This is a genomic window from Streptacidiphilus neutrinimicus (assembly GCF_000787815.1).
Taxonomy (GTDB): domain Bacteria; phylum Actinomycetota; class Actinomycetes; order Streptomycetales; family Streptomycetaceae; genus Streptacidiphilus; species Streptacidiphilus neutrinimicus.
This window is the reverse complement of sequence record NZ_BBPO01000008.1, coordinates 115,609-136,618: the sequence shown is the minus strand read 5'-3', so window position 1 is coordinate 136,618 and position 21,010 is coordinate 115,609. Positions and strand designations below refer to the sequence as shown.

Genomic DNA, 21,010 nt, shown 5'->3' with positions numbered 1-21,010 from the left:
GGGATCGGAGACGAGCGAGGGGCAGTGCGTGCCGAGCCGGCGGCGCCGCGCATCGCGGCAGCCGCAGCGGCGGTAAACGCGGCCCACCGGAGCGTGGGCACGCATGACGATCACCTTCTACAACAGGGGGCTCATCCGTCTCCTCCAGCATGATTCCCGTCGATGGAGCTGTAGTGGCGCATTGATCGCGTTTCGGCCGCATCCCCACCAGCCCTCCAGCCCCGCTTGTGGACCTTCTGCGTAGCGCCGCACGGCGCGGCCAACAGTGGTGGCGGAGACATCCTGGGGACGTACCACTGCGCGCGACCGTACGATCTTGGGCCATGGACTGGCTTGAGCGAACGGCCCGGCTGCGTCAGTGGACCGCGGGCGGGGTCCGGGCACCGCACAAGCCACTGCTCCTGCTCTACGCCCTGGCCCGGTTCCAGCAGGACCCCGACGGTGAACTGCCTTACAGCACCGTGGAGACAGCGCTCGCGGATCTGCTGATCGAGTACGGGCCGGGCCGCCGGACCAGCCCCGCGTACCCGTTCCACCACCTCGTCAACGACGGCGTCTGGGAGGTGCACACCACCCGCGGTCCCGGCAGCCCCGGTACCGGAGTTCGGGAGCTGCGAGCATCCGGCGCCACCGGCCGGCTCGCCGAAGACCTCCGCACCTCACTGCGCCGCGACACCTCACTTCTGCCACGCATGACCCGGGTCCTGCTGGACCTGCACTTCCCACCCTCCCTGCACGACGACCTGTGCCAGGCCGTAGGCCTTGAACTGAAACCCGCCGAGACCGCCGCCCTGCCCGGCGCGCCGCGATCCCGGCAGCGCGACGCCAGGATGCGCGAACTCGTGCTGACCGCCTACGAGTACCAGTGCGCGTTCTGCGGCTACGACGGTCGCATCGGCACCGTCCCGGTCGGACTCGAGGCCGCGCACGTGCGCTGGTGGGCGTTCGACGGCCCCGACGAGGTCGACAACGGGCTCTGTCTGTGCTCACTGCACCACAAGCTCTTCGACAAGGGCGTCCTCGGCCTCGCGGACGACGACACAGTCCTGGTCTCCCAGCAGTTCGTCTCAACAAGCCCCGCTGGACGGCAGGTCATCGACCTGGCCGGCCGGTCCATCATCGGTCCACAAGCCGGCGCGGAGCGCATCCATCCCCGGCACCGCTCATGGCACACCCAGCAGGTCTTCCACGGACTCCCCCGTCCCCGAGTAGCTGCCGCCCCGTAACGGTGAGTAGCACTCGCCGCCCCCACGGCATAGGCCCAGAGGAAGCCCCAGTCCCAACCCCCGAGACACCACCTTCGTGGATGCGCCACCCGATCCTGGGGACCACCTGGGGACCACATGCCCTGCACCCCCGTGCACGAACTACGCGAATCAGCACCTTGACGCACGTGCACGTCGTGCATAACGTGAATACTGAGGGGAATTGTGACATGGTCACCTAACTGGGGGTCAAGGGGTCGCAGGTTCAAATCCTGTCGTCCCGACTCGGACGCTAGTCCAGAGTCGCAGGTCAGAGCCGGTGTCTGATTCATCAGACACCGGCTCTCGACGTTTTTCGGCCCACTTCGGCTGGGAGCAGATTGGGAGCGAAACTGGGAGCACTCGGCTCCCAATCCGCTCCCAGGTCAATCCACGTTGACCGCTATCACCCACAACGGTTGAGATGCCCAGAAATCTTTCGCCACCGGCCCCGGGGTGCCGCGGGATACACGGCTACATGCGGCACTTTTGGCGTCGCGCCATATGTTGTCGACTGCATGGGGACTGACTTGCGCTCTTAACCACGAGCGATTGAGCGCACCTTCGTGCTCCCAGCAACTTCACCGCACTTCACACCGGCAACTTGGATCATGGCGGTGTTGCTGCGACTCAGACGACCGAGCGTGCGAACCTGCGAGACTCGGAAGGGCCGATCCGAAACCGGGCTCAAGCCACCTGCTGGTACAGGATGATGACCCCGCCGAGGATGCGTGCGCTGGAGCCTGCGCGGCGCGCCCACACAAACCACTCACATGTGCGCCCTCTAGATCAACTCTGCCGACCAGCAGGTCACGTGGGTGCTGCCGCCCCAACTCGTGGAAGGCGCCGGAATGGTGGCGTTCACCCTGGTAGCCTCCCCATACCAACGCGGGACGGGGACATGATCACGGGGGCACGGGTGCTGAAGCCGCTGACGGCGCGGGATCCGAGGATGGTCGGCTCGTTCCGGTTGGCGAACAGTGCGCCTGCCGACAACCTCATCCATGCAGCTCAAGCAGCATGTCGGTACTCATGGATGGCTCCACCGAGGCGGTCTCTCCTGCGTATGTCCAGGCGGGTGATCTGCCCTGGCTCCAGCGGTTGGGCCTTCGCCCTGATGGGTGGACACGCTGATACTGGATCTGCTTGATCCGGAGGAAGCGAGAACACCGCCGATGGCGATGAAGGACTACTCGGACGAGTTCAAGGCCGATGCTGTGGCCTTGTACGAGTCCACGCCCGGGGCGACGTACAAGGACATCGCCGCTGACCTGGGCATCAACAGGGCGACGCTGCGTGAGTGGGTGCTGCGGGACCGAGACCGCCGCGGCATCGCGCCCACCGACGCCCGGCGGGGTGGGCAGGCGTCGGCCCGGGGCGGACAACCGGCTGTGTCTGCCGATCCGGACGAGCGGATCCGGCGATTGGAGGCCCGTGTGGCCGAGCTTGAGGCGAGCGAGCGGAAGCTGGCCACCGAGCGGGACATCCTGCGCAAGGCGGCCAAGTATTTCGCCGGCGAGACGAACTGGTGAGGAGCCGTAAGGAATCAACTGCCGGTTTCGGCTCAACTTAGCCCAGTGGCATGGTAGATGGGCTGCTGTGGCGATTTCGGATGATGTCCTTGCGGTGCTGGATGTGAAGTTCGCGGTGCTGTTGCCGCATCTGGACGAGCGGCAGCGCCGCCTCTACCTGGCTTCCGAGGCCGAGGCTCTGGGGCACGGCGGGATCGCGGCGGTCGCCAGGCTGGCGGAGGTGTCGGAATCGACCGTCGCCCGCGGATGCGACGAGCTCGCGGGCGGGGCGGAGGTGCTGGAGCGGGTGCGCCGGCCCGGCGGCGGACGTCGGTCCGCCGCGGAGCGCGACCCAGGCCTGGTGGCAGCGCTGGAGTCGCTGATCGAGCCGCACGAGGTGGGCGACCCGGTCTCGCCGTTGCGCTGGACCACGGCATCGCTGCGGGACCTGGCCCGCGAGCTGACCGAGGCGGGCCATCCAGTCAGCGCTCCCGTGGTCGGCGGCCTGCTGCGCGGGCTCGGCTTCAGCCTGCAGGGCATGGCCAAGACCCGGGCCGGCAGCCAGGTGCCCGACCGAGACGCCCAGTTCCGGCACATCAACGCCACCGCCGAACGGTTCCTGGCCGAGGGGCTGCCAGTGGTGAGCGTGGACACGAAGCAGAAGGAGCCCATCGGCGACTTCGCCCGCCCCGGACGCACCTGGCGCCCGAAGGGCCAGCCGATCACCGCCCCGGACCACGACTTCTTCGGCCCCGACACTCCGGTCGCCATCCCCTACGGCGTCTACGACCTGGGACGCGACACCGGCTGGGTCAACGTGGGCACCGACCGCAACACCGCCGCCTTCGCGGCCGAGTCCCTGCGGCGGTGGTGGAAGACCCAGGGATGCCTCGATTACCCCGATGCGGACCGCTTGCTCGTGCCTGCCGACGCCGGCGGAGCCAACTCGTCCGACTCTCGCCTGTTCAAGATGGGCCTGGCCGACTTCGCCGGCGAGTACGGGCTGAGCATCACCGTGATGCACTTCCCGCCGGGCACTTCAAAATGGAACAAGGTCGAACACCGGCTGTTCTCCCGGATCACCCACAGCCTGCGCGGCCAGCCGCTGACCAGCTACGAAGTACTACTGCAGACGATCTCGGCCACCCGCACCAGCGCCGGACTGACCGTCCAGGCCGTCCTCGATGAGAACACGTACCCCACCGGCCGCGCACTCACCCGGGCCGAGCGGAAGAGCGTCGACCAGCGGGTCGAGCGCGACGAGTTCCACGGCGAATGGAACTACACCATCACCCCGCCAGACCCCGGCCAGCCGGTTCAGGAAGCTGTACGCGACGACTCAGGGCCCCCGGTCCCGACTGAGGCCACCTTCCTCCTCACCCACCCCGCACTCACCGGCATGCCCAGAGAGGAGTTCGAACAGCTCGTGCTCCGCCTCGAACCGTGCCAGCAGGTCATGACCGACGCCGAGCGCCACAGCGGCGACGGCCGCGGCCGCAACCCCGGCTTCGGCACCCTCGATCACCGCCACCGCAACCTGACTGCCGTGCTCCGCAGCCGCAACACCGTCACCCTCACCCTCGCGGCCGAACTCATGGGTCGCAAGCGCAACGTGCTGAGCTACCACGCGGGGAAGTCCAAGCCGTTGCTGGCGTTCGCCGGACCAGAGCTCGCCAGAATCCTCGTCTTCCACAGGCCCCGCCCGCCCCGCACACTCGACGCTCTGAAGCGTCTGATCGCGGACTACGACAACGAGATCAATTCCGGCAGTAATTGAATTACGGCTCCTGAGCCGCTTCCGGTTCGTCCATGATCACCGAGACACCTACGAGGTGAAGCGGCTGTGCCAGGTCCTGGACTCAACCGGTCCAGCTACTACAAGTGGCTGGCCGGGGCCGGTGCCAGAGAAGCTCGTCGACGCCAGGACCGGGTGCTGGCCGACCAGATCCGCCGGATCCACGCCGACTCCGGCGGCGCCTACGGCTCGCCGAGGGTGACCGCGGAACTGCACGAGACCGGGACGAGGGTCAACCACAAACGGGTCGCCCGCGTCATGCGGGAGCACTCCGTCGCTGGTATCCGCCTGCGCAGACGGGTCCGCACCACTGTCCCGGACCCGGCCGCGACGCTCGTCCCGGACCTCTTCCAGCGGGACTTCACCGCCCCGGAGCCGGGACGCAAGTTCATGGGCGACATCACGTATCTGCCGCTGGTGGGCGGGGAGTTCCTCTACCTGGCGACCGGGCTGGACTGCTTCAGCCGCAAGGTCGTGGGCTGGTCGATCGCCGACGACATGCGCGCCGACCTGGTTGCCGACGCACTGCGGATGGCCGCCCAGGTCCGCGGCAACCTGGACGGGGCGATCTTCCATTCCGACCACGGGGCCCAGTACGGGTCTCGGGCCTTCGCCGACCTGTGCTCGGAGCTGGGCGTCATCCGGTCGATGGGCGCGGTCGGCAGCAGCGCGGATAATGCGGCCTGCGAGAGCTTTCACGCCTCCCTGAAACGCGAGACCCTCCAGGGCGCCCGCGACTTTGGCGATCCCGCCACCTGCAGGAGGACCGTTTTCGCCTGGCTGACCCGCTACAACACCCGCCGCCGTCACTCCGCCAACGGCCACCTCAGCCCCAACGAATACGAACGGCGGCAGCACACGGCTAAGCTCACGCTCGCCGCGTGACAACCAACCGCGTGTCCACCATCACGGGCGAAGGCCCGTTCGGGCACTGCGCGTAGTGGTGCCGCCTGGTTCATGGCTTGGTGTGGCCGGTGAGCGTTGTGATGTTGCTCGAACTCGCGCAGTGCGCGGCGCAGGTGGTTCTCGTTCCAGATCAGCGTCCGGTCCAGGAGTTCGTGGCGGCAGGTCTGGACCCAACGCTCCATGATTGAGTTCATGCGCGGCATCCGGACGCCGGTGAGCACGACCTGGATGCCGGCGTCGGCCAGGATCTGGTCGAAAAGGGCTGGGTACTTCGTGTCCCGGTCCCGGATCAAGTATCTGACGGTGGCTCCGGCGTCTTCCAGGTCCATGACCAGATTCCGGGCAGCCTGGGTGACCCAGTTCGCGGTTGGGTGCGCGGTGGTGGCGAGGATCCGGACGCAGCGGGTGGCGTGCTCGATGACCGCCAGGATGTACTGGCGTTGGCCGGTCAGCATGACCGTCTCAATGAAGTCGCAAGCCAGCAGCGCGTCGGCCTGGGTGCGAAGAAAGTCCGCCCAGGTGGTGGCTCCGCGGTCGGGCGCGGGGTCGATGCCCTCGGCCTTGAGAATCTCCCACACCGTCGAGGCGGCGACCTTGATGCCGAGCGTGGCCAGTTCGCCGTGGATCCTGCGGTAGCCCCAGGACAGGTTCTCGCGTACCAGGCGCAGAATCAGAAGTCGGACCGAGCGGACCGTGGGCGGGCGCACGGGCCGCTTCGGCCTACAGGAGCGCGCGTGGCGCCGCCGCATGAGATCACGATGCCAGCGCAGCACCGTGTCCGGGCGGACGAGCAACCTCAGCCGACGCAGCAACTCCCGAGGCAGCGGCACCAGCAAGCGCGGCGAGGACCGCGCGGTCCTCCGGAGTGAACGTCACCCTGTTCCCGCCGAGCTGTCGTTCAAGGTCGGCGATCTGGTGGCGCAGAACGAGGATCTCCACGTCCTTCTCGCGGTCGCTCATCGGCAGCAGTCGCAGGGCGGCGAAAGCATGGGAGACGGCAAGGTAGGCAAGACGCAGCAACACGAGTGATCATCTTGCCGTAACCCCCAGCAGCCTCTGACCTGGGCGGACGACATTCTCGGCAGGCGCAGTTCTCCCGCGCCAGCCGCAGGACCAGGCGGCGGACCGAGACGACGGTCCGTGGACGCCCCGGCCGACGGCGGGCACTCGCGCGAGCGTGTCGACGGCTGATCAGGTCACGGTGCCAGCGCAGGACCGTGTCCGGGCTAACCAGGAGCCGAAGTTGCCGCAGCGTCCGTCTCGGCAGTCCTGACAGCAGGGCCGCCAGGAACGCCCGGTCCTCCGGCCGGAACCTCGGACGCTCGTCACCGAGCTGCCGGCGTAAGACCGAGAGTTGGTGACGCAGGGCCAGGATCTCGACATCCTTCTCACGGTCGCCCATCGGGAGCAGACGCAGGGCCGCGAAGGCCTGGGAGACCGCGAGATACGCGAAACGCACGAGCACGAGACACGATCATGCCGCGCGGCAGATGCCCTAGTGCAAGGCGGCCGTGACCTGCATGGACGCAATAATCGGCACCCACAGCATCAGCCAGGAACGTTCATGGTCTCGGGTTCGGTGACGCTCCGTGTCCCTGGCACCAAAAGTGATCCAGAGCCAATTCTGCGGGAGCGTTGACAGAAGAGATCAATTTGCAATGACCTCAATATGAAATTCATGCATAATATCCAGAATCGACTTAACGAAAGCACGGCCCAGGGCATTGCTAGATGCATCGAAGCTACGCCACTCGATCCTAACGGGAAGCTCTTGACCGCCCTCCGATGAGAGGCAATCTGCCAACGCGTCGAGATTTGACCCAAAGTATCCACCCGGGCCGTTCATCGCCTCCCCCAAGGCACAATAGAATCCTGGCTTTGCAACGATCTTCAGACCATCTAGATAGATAACCTCGCCAGTCAGATAGCGAGCCGCACGGCGACGGGAAGCGAACCATGAATTCTGGACAACGTGCAGCCAGGATGCAAGATCTCCCGCTGGCCGCTCAAACCATTCACCTTGTCGAAGATCGACTCCCGAAGCCCATCTCTGCCACACTCCAGCAGCCGTTGGATATTCGCACGGGCCGCCAAAGAAACGATATGCGGAGCTCGACGACCCGTCCCCCACTAGGTCAATCCGTGATTCCCTGCGCTCGACTCGGCCAATGAAATATTCACCGATCTTCTCCTGCTGGCGGTTCAAGACCTCCAGGACTGCCGACTCGGCCTTACGCCTTGCAGTGCCTGCGTGATGCACTCTCAAGAAGTTGACTTCTGCAGGGCCCTCTTCGAATTCAACGAAGAAACCGCTAATGTCCTCCGCCTCGACGAGCACGTCCTGAGAGTCCTCATCGACCATCCTGTACATCGGAAAGCGTTCCTCAAGTTCCACTGACCAGCCGCCAATCAGCTATATTTGCCAAATTGATGAACTGACGCAACAATAGAATCTATTGCTGCGCCAGTTCATTCGGAATATTTAATTCTACCATCCAGAGTCGGGGAATTGTGGCGCACTAAATTTCTGGATCTTTTGATAATGCGTGGTCGTCCACCCGAATACCCGGTCACCATTGGGCAGCGTCTTCACTAGAATCCTGTCACTGTCCGGCCTGCCAGGAACACGATACTCTTCCGAGCCTGCCCACCAAGGATATTCCCTCCCCGAATAGATATCGTGTGACGTAAGCTGCCCCGATTTAACAAGGTCATACGCTGCGGCAATCTTGTTATTCATTCCCCTGGGCAAGGGATCGGACAGACGCCCCGTCGGGCAGGAGGAACTGTTGTGAACTAGAACTGGCGTCGCACCGGCGAGTACATAGTACGTGTGGAGTCGCCCAACCGTAAGGTTGTAGGTCGTGACGCTGGCCCTGTAACTCCTGACCGCGACTACCTTCGCCGGCAATCCATCTGCGGTGCGGAGCTCGTCTCCAGCTGAGAGATCACCAGCATTGACCCACCGGTGCGCAGTGCTGTCCCAGTAGGGGTGGTGTTGGGTGGAGGTAATCTTCCGGTTACCCGCAGTGGTGTGGACTGTTACGTCGGTGAAGTCCTTGTCCGTCAAGGTTGTGATGACGTTGGTGACTGCTTCCGCCTTGGTCGTCCCAGTGACGGGGTCGGATGCGAGGACCGTGTCGCCGATATGAACGGACTGGATCGGCTTAGTCTTTCCGTCTGCCAGAAGCACTTGAGTGGTGCCGACGAACGAGTTGAGCTGGCAAGAGCCGCCGCCGTCTCCGGTCAGCAGTCGGCCGAGGTCGGCGAGGACGGTATCGCCGTAGCGGGCGATGAGCCAGGCGCCGATCTTGTAGCCGAGCTTGGCGAGAGATCCGCCGAGGAGCGCGCCGATCGCGGCAGTCTCAAGAGAGCCGAGCTTGCTGTGGTCGGCGTTGGGGTCAGCTGCGTTCTGGGCGAGGTTGCCGATGGCACCGGCGAACGCGCCGCAGCGGGTGGCAAGGACCTCGCCTGCCCCGTCTTCCGCGTTCGCGCCGGCGATACCCATGCAAAGGGTCCAGGTTGCGCCGTTGGCTGTAAGTCCGATGAGCTCGGCCTTGTGCTTCGCCCAGAGGTGCGAAGCCTGGCATGAGAGGTCAAAGTCACCGCATGTCTTGGCCCCTGACGTCGGTGTGGAGGTTGGACCGGAACGACCGTCACCGCTCCCACCGCCGTTGCCGTCACCGTTCCCGCTGCCGTCATCTCCGCCGCCGCCGGGCGGAGTGCAGATCCACGCCGGAACACAGGCCGGGGGCTGGCAACCGGGGGCGTAGACAGGGCCGAGGCAGCCTGTCGGGCCGCTGGTTTCGACCGGAATGTTCAGGCCGGTGGGGTCGGCGTGCGTGACGGGGTTGTCGCCGGCGTAGGTGTAGCCGCCGATCTGGTTGGGGTCGGTGGTCTCCAGGACGGGGTCGGCGCTCAGGAAGCGGCCCAGTGCCGGGAGGTATTCGCGGGCTCCCAGGTTGGTCAAGCTGGTGTTGGGGTCTTGGGTGCCGCCGACGTAGCCCTGGTCGCTGTGCCAGGTGGTGGGCGCAGCGCCGCGGGGGTTGCCGTAGGGGTCGTAGGAGCGGAATGTCGGGGTCTGGGCGGTGGAGTCGAGACTGAGGGTTCCGGTGCCCTGGTAGTTGTTGCAGATGAAGGCGTACCCGGTGCCGCTGGCGTAGCGGGTGGCGGTGGTGCCGTCGGGCAGCGCGATGCTGCGGATGCCGCTGACGCTGGTGCCGTTGTAGCTGATGGCCTGCCCTGGCAGGAAGACCGTGACCGTGCCGGTGGGGTCGGTGCGCATCAGCTGGTTGCCGTCGGCGTCGTACAGGTACGTCGTTGGGTTGGTCTGGCCGGTGGACTGGACCGACTGGAGCTTGCCCTCGGGGTCCCACTTGAGGGTATCGGTGCCGGGGGTGTTGGTGGTGCTGGTGGTGTTGCCCGCGTTGTCGGTGGCGTAGAGGCCGCCGACCTTGGTGCCGTCGGGCAGGGTGGTGGTGGTGCTGGACAGAGTGTCTGGCTGCTTGGTCGGGTCGGTCGCGAGGCCGTAGGTGTAGCTGGTGGTGGTGTCACCGGTCGCGCCGCCGACGGCGTGCTGGGTCTGCTGCTGGCGGTTGCCGGCGTTGTCGTACTGCCACTCGTTCCAGTACGGGTTGACGCCGCCGACGGTCGGGTTGGGGCCGACGTTGGTCGGGGTCGCCGAGCACGTGCTGCCGGTGCTGGCGGTCCAGGCTTGGGCGAGCCGGTCCAGGCCGTCGTACTGGAAGCACTGGGTGTCGGTGACGGCGCCGCTGTTCTGGGCGTCGCTGGAGCTGGCGAGGTTGCCCGCGGGGTCGTAGGCGTACTTGATGTCGTCGACGGTGGCCGGGGCGGTGGTGCGCTGGGTGTTGACCTCGGTCACGGCTCCGGTGTGGTCGTCGTAGCTGTAGTTGAGCGCTGCGGTGTTGGCGCGGAAGCCCAGAGTCGCCTTCAGAACCCGGGAGTAGGCGTCGTAGGTGGTGCCGAGTGCGTAGGTGTTCAGGCCGCCGACTGAGTTGGGCAGATCGAAAGAGGTGTAGCCGGTAGTCACGGTCTCTGCGGGCAGGCTGCCCGCAGCGGGATAGTTGATCGTCTGCGGCAGACCCGTGGTCGCCGAGTAGGTGTAGCTGTAGGCGTACGCGGTGCTGCTGCCCAGCCCAGGCACGCTGGTCGGAATGCTGACGCTCGCGCCGGTCGGCTGTCCCATGGCGTTAAAGCCGGTGGTCGATTCGGTGAACTGGTTGCCGCTGCTGTCGTACCGGGTCGAGCTGGTCTCGTGCCCGATGCTGTCCGTCACGCCGGTCGCGTCGTAGGTCCACGAGGCGAGCTTCGGCGAGCTGCTGGTGGGACCGTTGTACTCGAACGTCTTACGGCCAAGCGCGTCGTAGGCGTACGAGAGGGTGTTCTGGTCGGCGTCGACGGTCTTGGTCACGTTGCCGTCGGCGTCGTAGAAAATCTGGCTGGTGCCGGTGTCCGGGTCGGTGGAACCGGTCCTCTGACCGAGCAGGTTGTAGGCGTAGGTGCTCTTGACGCCGCTGTTCGGGCCGTCGATCTCGGTCATCTGGCCGTGACTACCGGTCGCGTCGTAGACGTAAGAGATCGTGGTGTGGGTGCCTCCGGACACCTGGTCACCACTGACGGTGGGCGCGGTGAGGTAGTGGTCGACCTCGGTGGTCCGGCCGCGGGCGTCGGTGACGGTGGTCATGGTGGTGCCGCCGGTCGGCGGGATGACGGTGGTGCGGTCGCCGCCGTAGACGGTCCGCGTCGTCTGTCCCGGAACCGCGATATTCAGGTGCATGGAGGTGTCGAGCACCTGCCGGCCCTGAGCGTCGTAGGTGTAGTCGTCCTGGTTGGGGACGAGGTTGTCCGTCGTGGCCGTGTCCAGCGAGGTGCTGGGGGTGTTACTGCCGTCCAGGTACGGGTTGTTGACCTTGTACGCCTGGCCGCGCGAGTTGTAGAACTCGTCGGTCAGAAGGCGCCCGCCCGCAGGGGTTGCGTCCTGGGTCTGGCGGCTGCGCAGCAGTGCGTCGAAAATGTCGATGCTGGTCTTGTACGCGCCTGACTCGAGCAGCGAGTTGGTGGTGACGGCGCTCGGGGTGGTCGCGGAGACCGCGTAGGCGTAGGTGAAGTCGGCGCTCTGCCCGCTGCTCTTGGAGCGGTTGGGCAGCCACACCGCGGTGACACGGCCGAGTGCGTCGAAGGTGGAGTCGGTGCGTGAGCTGTTGGCGTCCACGATGGTCGTGGTCAGCCCGCGGGTCGGCTCCAGGGTGTTGGTGATGGTCTGGTTCTTGGCGTTCGTGACCGCAGTCTGCGTGGTCAGGCCGTTGGTGGTGGTGTACGCGGTGTGGGTCTTGTTACCCAGCGCATCCCACGCATCGGTGGGTCGGCCGTAGGAGTCGAACGCCGTCGCGCCGGTGATCTGGTACGTGAACGCGGAGTTGGCGGTGCTGAAGTCACTGGCCTGCTCGGTCAGCGTGGCCAGGCCGATGCCGGGCGTCGTGGTCTGCCGACCCGTCGGCACGGACGGCGGCCAGGTCGTGGGTGCCGTCGTGTCGTAGTAGGTGCGCTTGTCGACGATCACCGCCGCGGGCCGGGCGTCGCTGCTGGGGTACGCAAAACCGGCGGAGTCCGAAGAATACGTTCCGCTCGAGGCACAGGGACCCTGGTCTGTCTCGGTCTCGTCGACCAGACCGGAAAGGTTGTTGCTGGTGTTGGCCGGCGCGTAGAACAGACTCGTACAGGCCTCCTGCGCGGGCACGCTGACATCGCCGTGGTCGTCTGTGTACTCCAGCAGACCAGTTGCCAGGTTGTAGCCCTGGACAGTTTCCGTGGAACGCCACGTGGTCGGGCTGGTGGACGTGATCGCCTGCGTGGCATACGTCGCCGAGGGCCGCACGTAGTTGGCGGTCAGCGCGGGCAGGCCGGTCCGGGTGCGCGTCGCATTGGCTGGGCTGACCCAGTAGTCGTAGACGGCCGCCTGGACCGGGGAGCCGGAGGCGCCGTCGTAAGTGATCGACTCTCGCGGGCGGCCCTGGAGCTGCTGGGTGTCCGCGACGCTCGCGGCCGCGCCGGGGACGGTGATGTTCGAGTCGAGGCCCACCGTGGTCGTGCGGGACTTGCCGCCAGGCAGGGTGTCGCCGTACATGCCCTGGTAGTAGATCGTGTCCGTGCGGGTCTGCCCGTCCGCTGTCGAACCGTTCAAGGTTTCGACGCGTGAGTAGCCGCGCCACTGGCCCCAGGTACGGTACTTGGCCTTGACGACCTCGTTGTCGTCGTAATGCCACGCGGGGGTGCCGGTGTAGTTGTACGACGTCACGACCTGGGATCCACCACCGGTCGTGTCGTTCCGGGTGACCGAGGTGACCAGGTACTTGTTGAACCAGTCCAGCACCGGGGTGCTCTGGCCCCATGGGGTCCAGTAGACCGGGAAGCAGAGGCTGGTGTTGGTCGACGGATCGGACACCGGGGTGCAGGACGGGGAGGAGTAGGCGATCTGGATCTGCTCGCCGGTCTCGGTTGTGATGCCCGAGACGCGGTAGCGGACCAGGTCCGGGTAGCCGTTGCCCGTGTTGTAGCGGTTGACCAGCTTCTCGCCGGCGAACGTCACCGGCGGCAGGGTGATCGCCGTGCCGACATTCGCCGTGTGCGTGATCGAGTCCAGCCACAGCGCTGGGCTCGTGCCGTCACCCGGGTCCGGGAACGACTGGGCCAGCGCGTAGGTGTCCACCAGTGAATAGGCGCTGCCCTGGTAGATCTCGGTCGCGATGCTCGTCAGACGGCGCTCGGTCCAGAACGAAGGGCCGTGGTTGCTGCAGGACGCGCCGGAGTCGCAGTTCAGGTCGAACGGGACGTCCGGCCAGTTCGCCTTGTTCGACGCGATCGGGTCACAGGTGGTGGCCACGCATCGGTCGGAAGTGGTGAACTGCACCCGCTGCGGGGCGCTGGCGGCGTAGGCGTTGTTGTTCGTGAAGCCGTAGTCGATGTGGTCCAGGTAGCCGCCGCGCACGTACGGGACGCCGGTGGTACCGTTGTCGGCGCCGTAGTAGTTCGTCTCGGTGTTGTAGTAGTAGGCCATCGCGTTGCCGCGGGTGTCCACGACGTAGTCGAGGTTCCACTGGTAGGCCTGCGAGCAGGAGGCGTTGGCGAACGTCGCGTCGTAGCACGGGTCACCGCTGTGCGCGCCGTACACCGGCTCGGTCCAGGCGGAGTTCGTGGTCGCCTTGCCCGACGACCAGCCGGGCAGGTGGTTCAGGCCGAAGAAGTACTGGGCGCCGTCCGTCGTGGTGATCTTCCAGTAGTCACCGTCGTAGGTCCCGTTCGTGCCACCGGTGACCAGTTCGACCTTTTCGTTGTCGTCCGAGGAGAGCCGCCACCCGGTCGGGGTCGAGGAGTCCTGAACGATGTCGCCCGAGTGGGACCCGAAGGAGACGTGGAGCACCTGGCCGGCCCAGCACTGGTCCTGAACCTTGGGCGCGGTGCCGACAGGGTCGTCGGAGCAGGACACGTAAGAGCGGGTGACCGCGCCCGGGGCGTAGTCCCAGCCGTCGCCGATCCACGACGCCTGACTGTTCGTCGACGAAAGGCGCCCGTCCAGCGACTGCGAATCGTAGGACAGGCCGACGGTGGGCATCAACCCGCCCGCCGCAGGCGGAACCGAGATCGGGTAGTCGTAGGTGTAGTCGCCGCTGGAGCCACCCGCGTTCCAGGAACCCGACGGGTTCAACCCGGTGGCGGAGTAGTCGCCCGCACCACTGCTGTTGTTTGAGGTCGCCGCCAGCACCATCGCCGACGCCCCCGCGGCCGCCATCGGCGACGCCGCGTGCGAGGTCGATGCGTGAGCTGCGGGGGCGGACTGACCGAGCGTCACGTCAGCCGTGACAGTGCCGGCCGCAGCGGCGTTCGTCGAGGCCAGCGGCGTCTGTATCCGGCATGCGGGGGTCTTCGGAGTGGTCAGAGCACAGGCGGGCAGCTCGACCAGGTGCAGGCGGGACGCCCAGTTACCACCGAATGCGTCCTTGAACGTGGAGTAGTCGACCGACACGCCGACCCGGCCGTGCATGCCAGCCGCGGGCCTGACCTGGATCAGCACTCCATCGACCCCGGCGGCCACCGCGGCGCTGTGATCCAGTGTCCGCACACCGACCTGACCGGATAGCGGTGCGACTGCCGAGGCATGTGCCCGCGTGTCCGCCGACGCGGCGGCTATCCACACAGGCAAGTGCCCAGCCTGCGTCCGCCCCCTTGCCGGAGCTGACGCTGTGCCTGAGCCCGCCGCGGGCCATGAGATCGGTGCCGCATGCCAGCGGTTGCCGTTGGTGTCGTCGTGAAACTTCACGGCGTGCCGCGCAACTGGGCGCACCGGCACCGACTTCACCTGCGACACCAGCACCGACGGCGGACCCGACGGCCCAGCCGCAGCAGCCTCTGCCGGTGAACCCAGCACGGCGGCCACGGCCACCAGGGCCATCACCTGCGCAGTGCCCCGACGTGCGCGCCGCAACACCCGCCCCACGCCCCACCGTCTCGCCACAGGGCCCGCCCTTCCGAAGATCACATGACATGAACCGAGCGGAGCGTACGAGTCGTGATCATCGATCAAAAAGACGGGTTCACTACTCCTTCACAAACGTAAGCACATCTTGACGGTGTAGTGAGAAGTTCGCGACGGATAAGGGCGGTTCGTCCGGAGGGTGGGCGTCGCGGACCCGAGGCAGGAACAGAGTGCGGTCAAGCACAGTCAAAGCTTTCACCAGCACAGGTAGCGATCATTGGCGATATATGACGACAAGTCTCCTACGACGCAGGCGGCGAAGAGTGGCCCTACGAACCACCAGGTCCCTACAGTGCGCATTTGAGGACTGTGACCTGGCCAAATCAAGCCGGTGATCAGCGGGGGGTTCCTTCTTCGTGGGTTCCGGCATGCGTCGGGCACGGTCGCTGCTCTTCGCCGAGTCGCCCGAGTGAGTCGACGGGCGCCCGACCCCTTGAATGGAACACCTGTTGTCCTCATCACCGTTTGCTGCGGCCCGCTGCCGCGCCAGAGCCGCTGCCGCCGTACTGGCCGCAGCGGCCTTGGGAGTTGTCAGCCTGACGGCTCCGGCACACGCACTCACCAGAGCAGCCAGGTCGGCTCCCCCCACGAGACCGGTCACGTCCGCCAAGCCGACTGCGACGCCCGAAGCGATCGCCGCCGCCCGGCGTGCGGCGAAGGCGAGTGGGAAGCCCGTAGTGATTGCGTCCATGACCACCGCAACCACGCAGACCGCAGTCAACCCCGCAGGCCGATTCATCCTGACTGAGAGCGCACTCCCGGTGCGCGTGTTCAGGTCGGGCCACTGGGCAGCGATCGACCCGAGCCTGCACCGCAACGCGAACGGCACCTTCAGCCCGGGCGCGGTCGCCAACGACGTGACCTTCTCCGGTGGCGGTACCGGTCCGCTCGCCAGCCTCGTCCACGACGGACAGCCCCTGTCGGTGACCTGGCCCACCGTCCTGCCCAAGCCGCAGGTCGTCGCCGACACCGCGACCTATGCCAGTGTTCTGCCGGGCGTCGACCTGAAGGTCACCGCCGACAGCCAAGGCGGTTTCAGCGAGGTGCTGGTCGTCAAGACGGCTCAGGCCGCAGCCAACCCGGCTTTGCGCACGCTGACCCTCACCACCTCCACGCCCGGCCAGACCGTTTCCGCCGACGCGCAGGGCAACTTGGTCACCCGCGACCGCCACGGGGCCCCGGTCTTCTTCGCCCCCGCACCGACCATGTGGGACTCCACCACCGCCACCCGGGCAGCGCACAGCGCCGACCAGCCTGCTGGCCTGAACTACCGCGAGGCTGACCCGGGGGCCCGCAGGGCGAGGATCGCCACACACCTGCTGTCCGGGCACCGCATCGCACTCACCCCGGATGCCTCACTGCTGACGGGGAAAAGCACACACTTCCCGGTCTTCATCGACCCCAACTGGGACACAGCGAAGAACAACAGCCCCGGCTACTTCGAGGCGCAGCAGGGCTGCCCCGGCTCCGCCGGCTCGTACGACAACACCACCTACGAGACCTACGGCGACGGCGTCGGCTACAACGGCTGGTACGGCTGCACCGGTATCGAGCAGACGTACGTCCAGTTCACACTGCCGTCGAGCGTCTACGGCACCGACATCCCGACCAGCACCCCGGGTGGCTACGGCGCCACCCTGAAGTTGGCCGAGGAGTACACCGCCTCTCCCTCGGACAGCGCCACCGTCGGCGTCTACCTGGCCAGCTCTACCTTCGGCAGCAGCGCCGACTGGAGCAACCGGCCCGGATACGGCTCCAGCCCCCTGGACAGCAAGTCCGTCGGCCCGGTCACCAGCACCAGCGCCCCCACGGCGGGCTTCGACGTCACCAGCGCCGTCAAGAACGCCAGGCAGGGCGCCACCCTCGCCTTCGCGATTCGCGGCGACGAGAACACCAGCGACCAGGACTACTTCAAGCGCTTCTACGTCAAGGGCACCAACACCGTCCCGAACCTGGTGATCCAGTACAACGCCTACCCCAAGGTCGCCTCGGCCTACACCAGCCCTGGCACCACCTGCAACACCCCTACCACCCCGCCGTTCTCCAAGATCGGCAACACGTCGATCACGCTGAAGGCGCAGCTCAGCGACTCCGACCCGGGCCAGCCGCTGACTGCCAACTTCACCCTCTCCCACTACAACGGCGCCCAGATCAGCACCTACACATCCGGCGGTACCGGTGGCCTGGCGTCCTGGCCGATGAGCAGCGCCCTACCCTCCGGTGACTACACCTGGACCGTCCAGGCCTACGATTCAATCGACCTATCCAAGTCGGTGACGACCTGCCACTTCACCGTGGACACCTCCCTGCCGCCCACGCCCATCGTGACGTCCTCGGTCTTTCCCCAGAGCGACCAGACAACAGGGCCCGGCGTCACCCCGGTGGTAAAGAATCCCGCGCGGACCTCGGGCGGCACGAACGACTTCTCATTCGACCCGAACGGCAGTACCGACGTCGCCAAGTACGCCTATTCCTGGGGATCCCCGCCGCCCACCGTCAACCCTCCGCTCACCCTCACCGCTACCGGTGGCACCGGCCCGACCCTGGTGACGCTGACCCCGCCGTCCACCGGCCCCAACGTCCTCTACGTCCGCGCGATCAACTCCGTCGGCAACATCTCCGCGGACGTTGGCAACGTGGACGTGTGGACGGATTACACCACGCCGAATGTGTCCAGCGACGGTGACTTCAACAACGACGGTTCGCCGGACCTGATCGGCGTCGGCAGCTCCAGCAACCCCGGCCTTTGGCTCTACGAGGGCAACGCAGACGGTACCCTGGCCGCGCCGATGCAGATCGGTGACAAGGGCACCCTGGGCGGCTCTGGCAAGCCCTCCGACTTCAACGGGACCCTGGTCACCCACGGCGCCTTCGTCACCAACACCAACGGTCAAACGCCCCAGAGCCTGCTCGTCAGGACCGCCACCGGCACGCCCATGATCTACCAGGGCACCGGCGACACCGGCAACGGTTCGATCTTCAGCCCGGATGCCACCGGCGACAACCCTCCGCTCCCCGTCAGCCTCGTCGCCCCCGACGGCGGCACCGGCACCCCGACCCCCGACTGGTACCAGAACCAGCAACTCGTCTCTGTCGGCGCCACTCAGTCCGACTACTCCGGCGCCTGGGTCTACCCAAACGACAACGCCTCCACCGCAGCCAGCCCCGACATGTGGGCCATCCAAGGCGACGCCCTCGGCTACTACCAGGCCACATCGACCACGGCCGCCTACCACCCGTTCACGATCATCTCGCCCAACGGCTGGTCCGGTAAGACCATCATCAGCGCCGGCGTCGTAAACGGCCTCCCGGCCCTGTGGTCGGCGGACAACACCACCGGCGAACTCGACCTGTGGACCAGCACCAGCGCCGATGGCAGCGTTGCTGCGGGAAGCCCGCCGGGTCCGAACAATCCTCACAGCGTCAAGACGGTGATGGCCTCGACCGGCTACGCCACGAGCAACTACACGATGCTGGCCTCCGCTGGAGACACCGGCCCGGGCGGGTGCCCGCAGCTGTACGGGATCGCGGCATCCAGCAGCGAGATCAACCTGATTCCCTGCGCCTCTACCACCGCGCTCGGCACCACCGTCAAGGACGCCCTCGTCAAGGGCAGCAGCCTGCAGGCATTGGACGCCGACTCCACCACCTCCTTCAACGGCGCCACGGTGCTCGGCCAGGTGTCGGGCGACTTCAACGGCGATGGCAAGAGCGACATCGCCCATCTCCTCAGCTACGGCAACGGGCACCTGGCCCTCGAGGTCATACCCGCCGACAGCAACGGCGATGGCGGCTTCAGCACACCACACCTGGTCTGGGACGGCCCGAGCGCCGGTGCGAACACCAACTTCGTCTACCTGTCCGCGGGCGACTTCAACCACGACGGCAAGACCGACCTCGCCCTCTTCTACAACTACACCGACAACAACAGCTATCACGACGCGATCTACACTCTGACCGCCGACCCCGGCGGCAGCGGCTACTTCGCCGCACCAGTTCTGGTCTGGAACAGCACGACCTTCGGACCGAACACCCAGATGATGACCGCCGGAGACTTCAACGGCGACGGCGAGGCCGACCTCGCGCTCTTCTACCACTACACCGACTACAGCGGGAACCACGTCGCGATCCTGACCCTCACCGCCCACTCGAACCGCGACGGAGGATTCGCGGGCCCGACCACGGTGTGGAGCAGCACGAGCTTCGGCCCGAACACCAAGTACATGGCCGCCGGAGACTTCAACGGCGACGGCAAGAGCGACATCGCCCTCTTCTACAACTACACCGACAACAACGGCTACCACGTCTCACTGTTCACCCTCACAGCCGATGCAAACGGTGACGGCGGCCTCGGGATCCCCGCCAACATCTGGAACAACACTGACTGGGGACCGAACACCAAGATGATGGCCGTCGGCGACTTCAACGGGGACGGCAAAGCCGACATCGCCCTCTTCTACAACTACACCGACAACAGCAGCTACCACGTGGCGATCTTCACCAGCAGCGGAAGCAGCGGAAGCACCCCAACCGACGTGTGGTCCAACACCAACTGGGGTCCGAGCAACGAATTCCTCGTGGCCGGGGACTTCAACGGCGACGGCAAGACCGACCTCGGCTTCTACTACAACTACTCGACCGCACCAGGCGCAGTCTTCACGCTGACCGCTGACAGCAACGGCGACGGCGGCTTCGCCGCCCCGATCCGCCGTTCCACTGGCCTGTAGAACCACCCATTCCTCGGCCTCGGGTGGCCCGGCGCAAGCCGGGCCACCCGAGGCCCCACTCACTGGAGCAGCAGCGTGCCAACACGTCAGCGCCACCGGGCCCTCCTCGCGAGCGCCATCACCCTCGTCGCCGCCCTCGCGCCCTGGACCACCGCCGCGGCGCAAGCGAGCCCCACCAGCCCGACGATTTCCTTGTCCGTCCCAACTGCGATCGACCTCGACGGCGCGCCGGGAGACATAACCGTCCACGTCACCAATCCGACCAGCAGTGACGCCTACGTGCGCCTGCTCTTCCCCACGGGCGACGCCGGGCTGACCATCACCGACTCCGCTGGCAACCGGCTGCCCGTCGCTGTGCCGCCCGGCGGTGGGGCCCCCGTCGTCGACATCGGCCGCGAGGACAGCAACGGCAACGGCATCCCCGGAGCGCCGCTGTCCGCTGGCGACATCACCGCGCACGTCGCTGTCGCCTATCCTGGCGGCTCCGTCATGGTGCAAGGCGAAATCCTCGACGGCACGACCGGAAACGTCCTGGCCTTGACGGGCAGGGGCGTCCAGGACATCCGGGCGCTGGCCCCCGAACTCGACTCCACCCTCTCGGCGACCAACGAACATGTGGTTCATCTGATCCAGGGCGCTGCCACCGAGAACGTCGTGTCGTTCGACGTGCCCGTCCCGATGCTCGCCCCACCCACGCAGTACCGCACCAGCCTTACCTTCAGCGCCCAGCAGCTCGCCGCCAGCGGCAACACCGCCCAACGCGTCGTCACCAACCTTCACGCCGCCTGCGCGGTCGACCAGCAGCCCGAGCAGCCATGCACCTGGACGGTCAACGCCGACGGCTCGCTGACCCTCACCTACCCGCTGGCCCAGTTGCTCTCGCCTGCCGTCGGCACGCCGCATCTGCCGCTCGCCCTGGGACTGACTCCCACCTCCTGGCTCCACAGCGGCACGCTGACCGGCACCCTCTCCCTTCGGGACACCTTTGACAACACCCTGGCAACCGCACCGCTGAACCTGCAGATCCAGGCCATCGATGAGCCTCAGAACCTGGTCGGCGCGTTCGTGGCACGTGACACCTCCGGAACGCTGTGGCAGTACCGCGGCACCGGCACCGACACCTTCTCGCCTGTCTTCGGCGGCCGCGAATACGTGGGCCCTGGCTGGAACTCCTACAACCTGCTCGCGAGCCTCGGCGGTCTGCGCGCCGACGGGACCGGCCAGCTCGTTGCCCGCGACCACAACGGCGTGCTCTGGCTCTACCAGGGCACCGGTAG

The 21,010-nt window shown here is 66.5% G+C and carries 5 protein-coding genes and 4 pseudogenes; 6 read left to right on the top strand and 3 right to left on the bottom strand.

Annotated features, from left to right (window positions below):
• Positions 1-323: 323 nt before the first annotated feature.
• From TR48_RS08385 to TR48_RS08370, 4 genes and pseudogenes are all read left to right on the top strand, one after another.
• Complete coding sequence (locus TR48_RS08385) at positions 324-1,226, top strand: phosphorothioated DNA-binding restriction endonuclease (protein ID WP_042365288.1); 903 nt, start codon at positions 324-326, stop codon at positions 1,224-1,226.
• Between the two features lie 1,193 nt (positions 1,227-2,419).
• Positions 2,420-2,755: pseudogene (locus TR48_RS08380) on the top strand (transposase); the annotation flags it as partial.
• Positions 2,756-2,843: 88 nt separating this feature from the next.
• Positions 2,844-4,532: an ISAzo13 family transposase gene (locus TR48_RS08375; RefSeq protein ID WP_042365286.1), complete on the top strand. Its 1,689-nt coding sequence runs from the start codon at positions 2,844-2,846 to the stop codon at positions 4,530-4,532.
• 7 nt (positions 4,533-4,539) lie between these two features.
• Positions 4,540-5,435: pseudogene (locus tag TR48_RS08370) on the top strand (IS3 family transposase); the annotation flags it as partial.
• Between the two features lie 41 nt (positions 5,436-5,476).
• On the opposite strand, the pseudogene TR48_RS08365 reads toward TR48_RS08370, so the two are convergent.
• The 3 genes and pseudogenes from TR48_RS08365 to TR48_RS46260 all read right to left on the bottom strand — a co-directional run.
• Positions 5,477-6,479 (bottom strand): annotated as a pseudogene (locus tag TR48_RS08365) (integrase core domain-containing protein); the annotation flags it as partial.
• A 625-nt stretch (positions 6,480-7,104) separates the two neighbouring features.
• Positions 7,105-7,818 carry a barstar family protein gene (locus tag TR48_RS40165; protein WP_152627858.1) on the bottom strand — a complete coding sequence of 238 codons (714 nt, stop codon included), beginning with the start codon at positions 7,816-7,818 and terminating at the stop codon, positions 7,105-7,107.
• 126 nt (positions 7,819-7,944) lie between these two features.
• A complete protein-coding gene (locus TR48_RS46260; RefSeq protein ID WP_152627857.1) occupies positions 7,945-14,592 on the bottom strand; it encodes an RHS repeat-associated core domain-containing protein in 6,648 nt (2,215 codons plus the stop codon).
• Positions 14,593-15,695: 1,103 nt separating this feature from the next.
• Between TR48_RS46260 and TR48_RS38675 the strand changes: the two genes are divergently transcribed.
• Positions 15,696-19,733 carry an FG-GAP-like repeat-containing protein gene (locus tag TR48_RS38675; protein WP_052442494.1) on the top strand — a complete coding sequence of 1,346 codons (4,038 nt, stop codon included), beginning with the start codon at positions 15,696-15,698 and terminating at the stop codon, positions 19,731-19,733.
• A 75-nt stretch (positions 19,734-19,808) separates the two neighbouring features.
• Positions 19,809-21,010: pseudogene (locus TR48_RS43020) on the top strand (hypothetical protein); the annotation flags it as partial.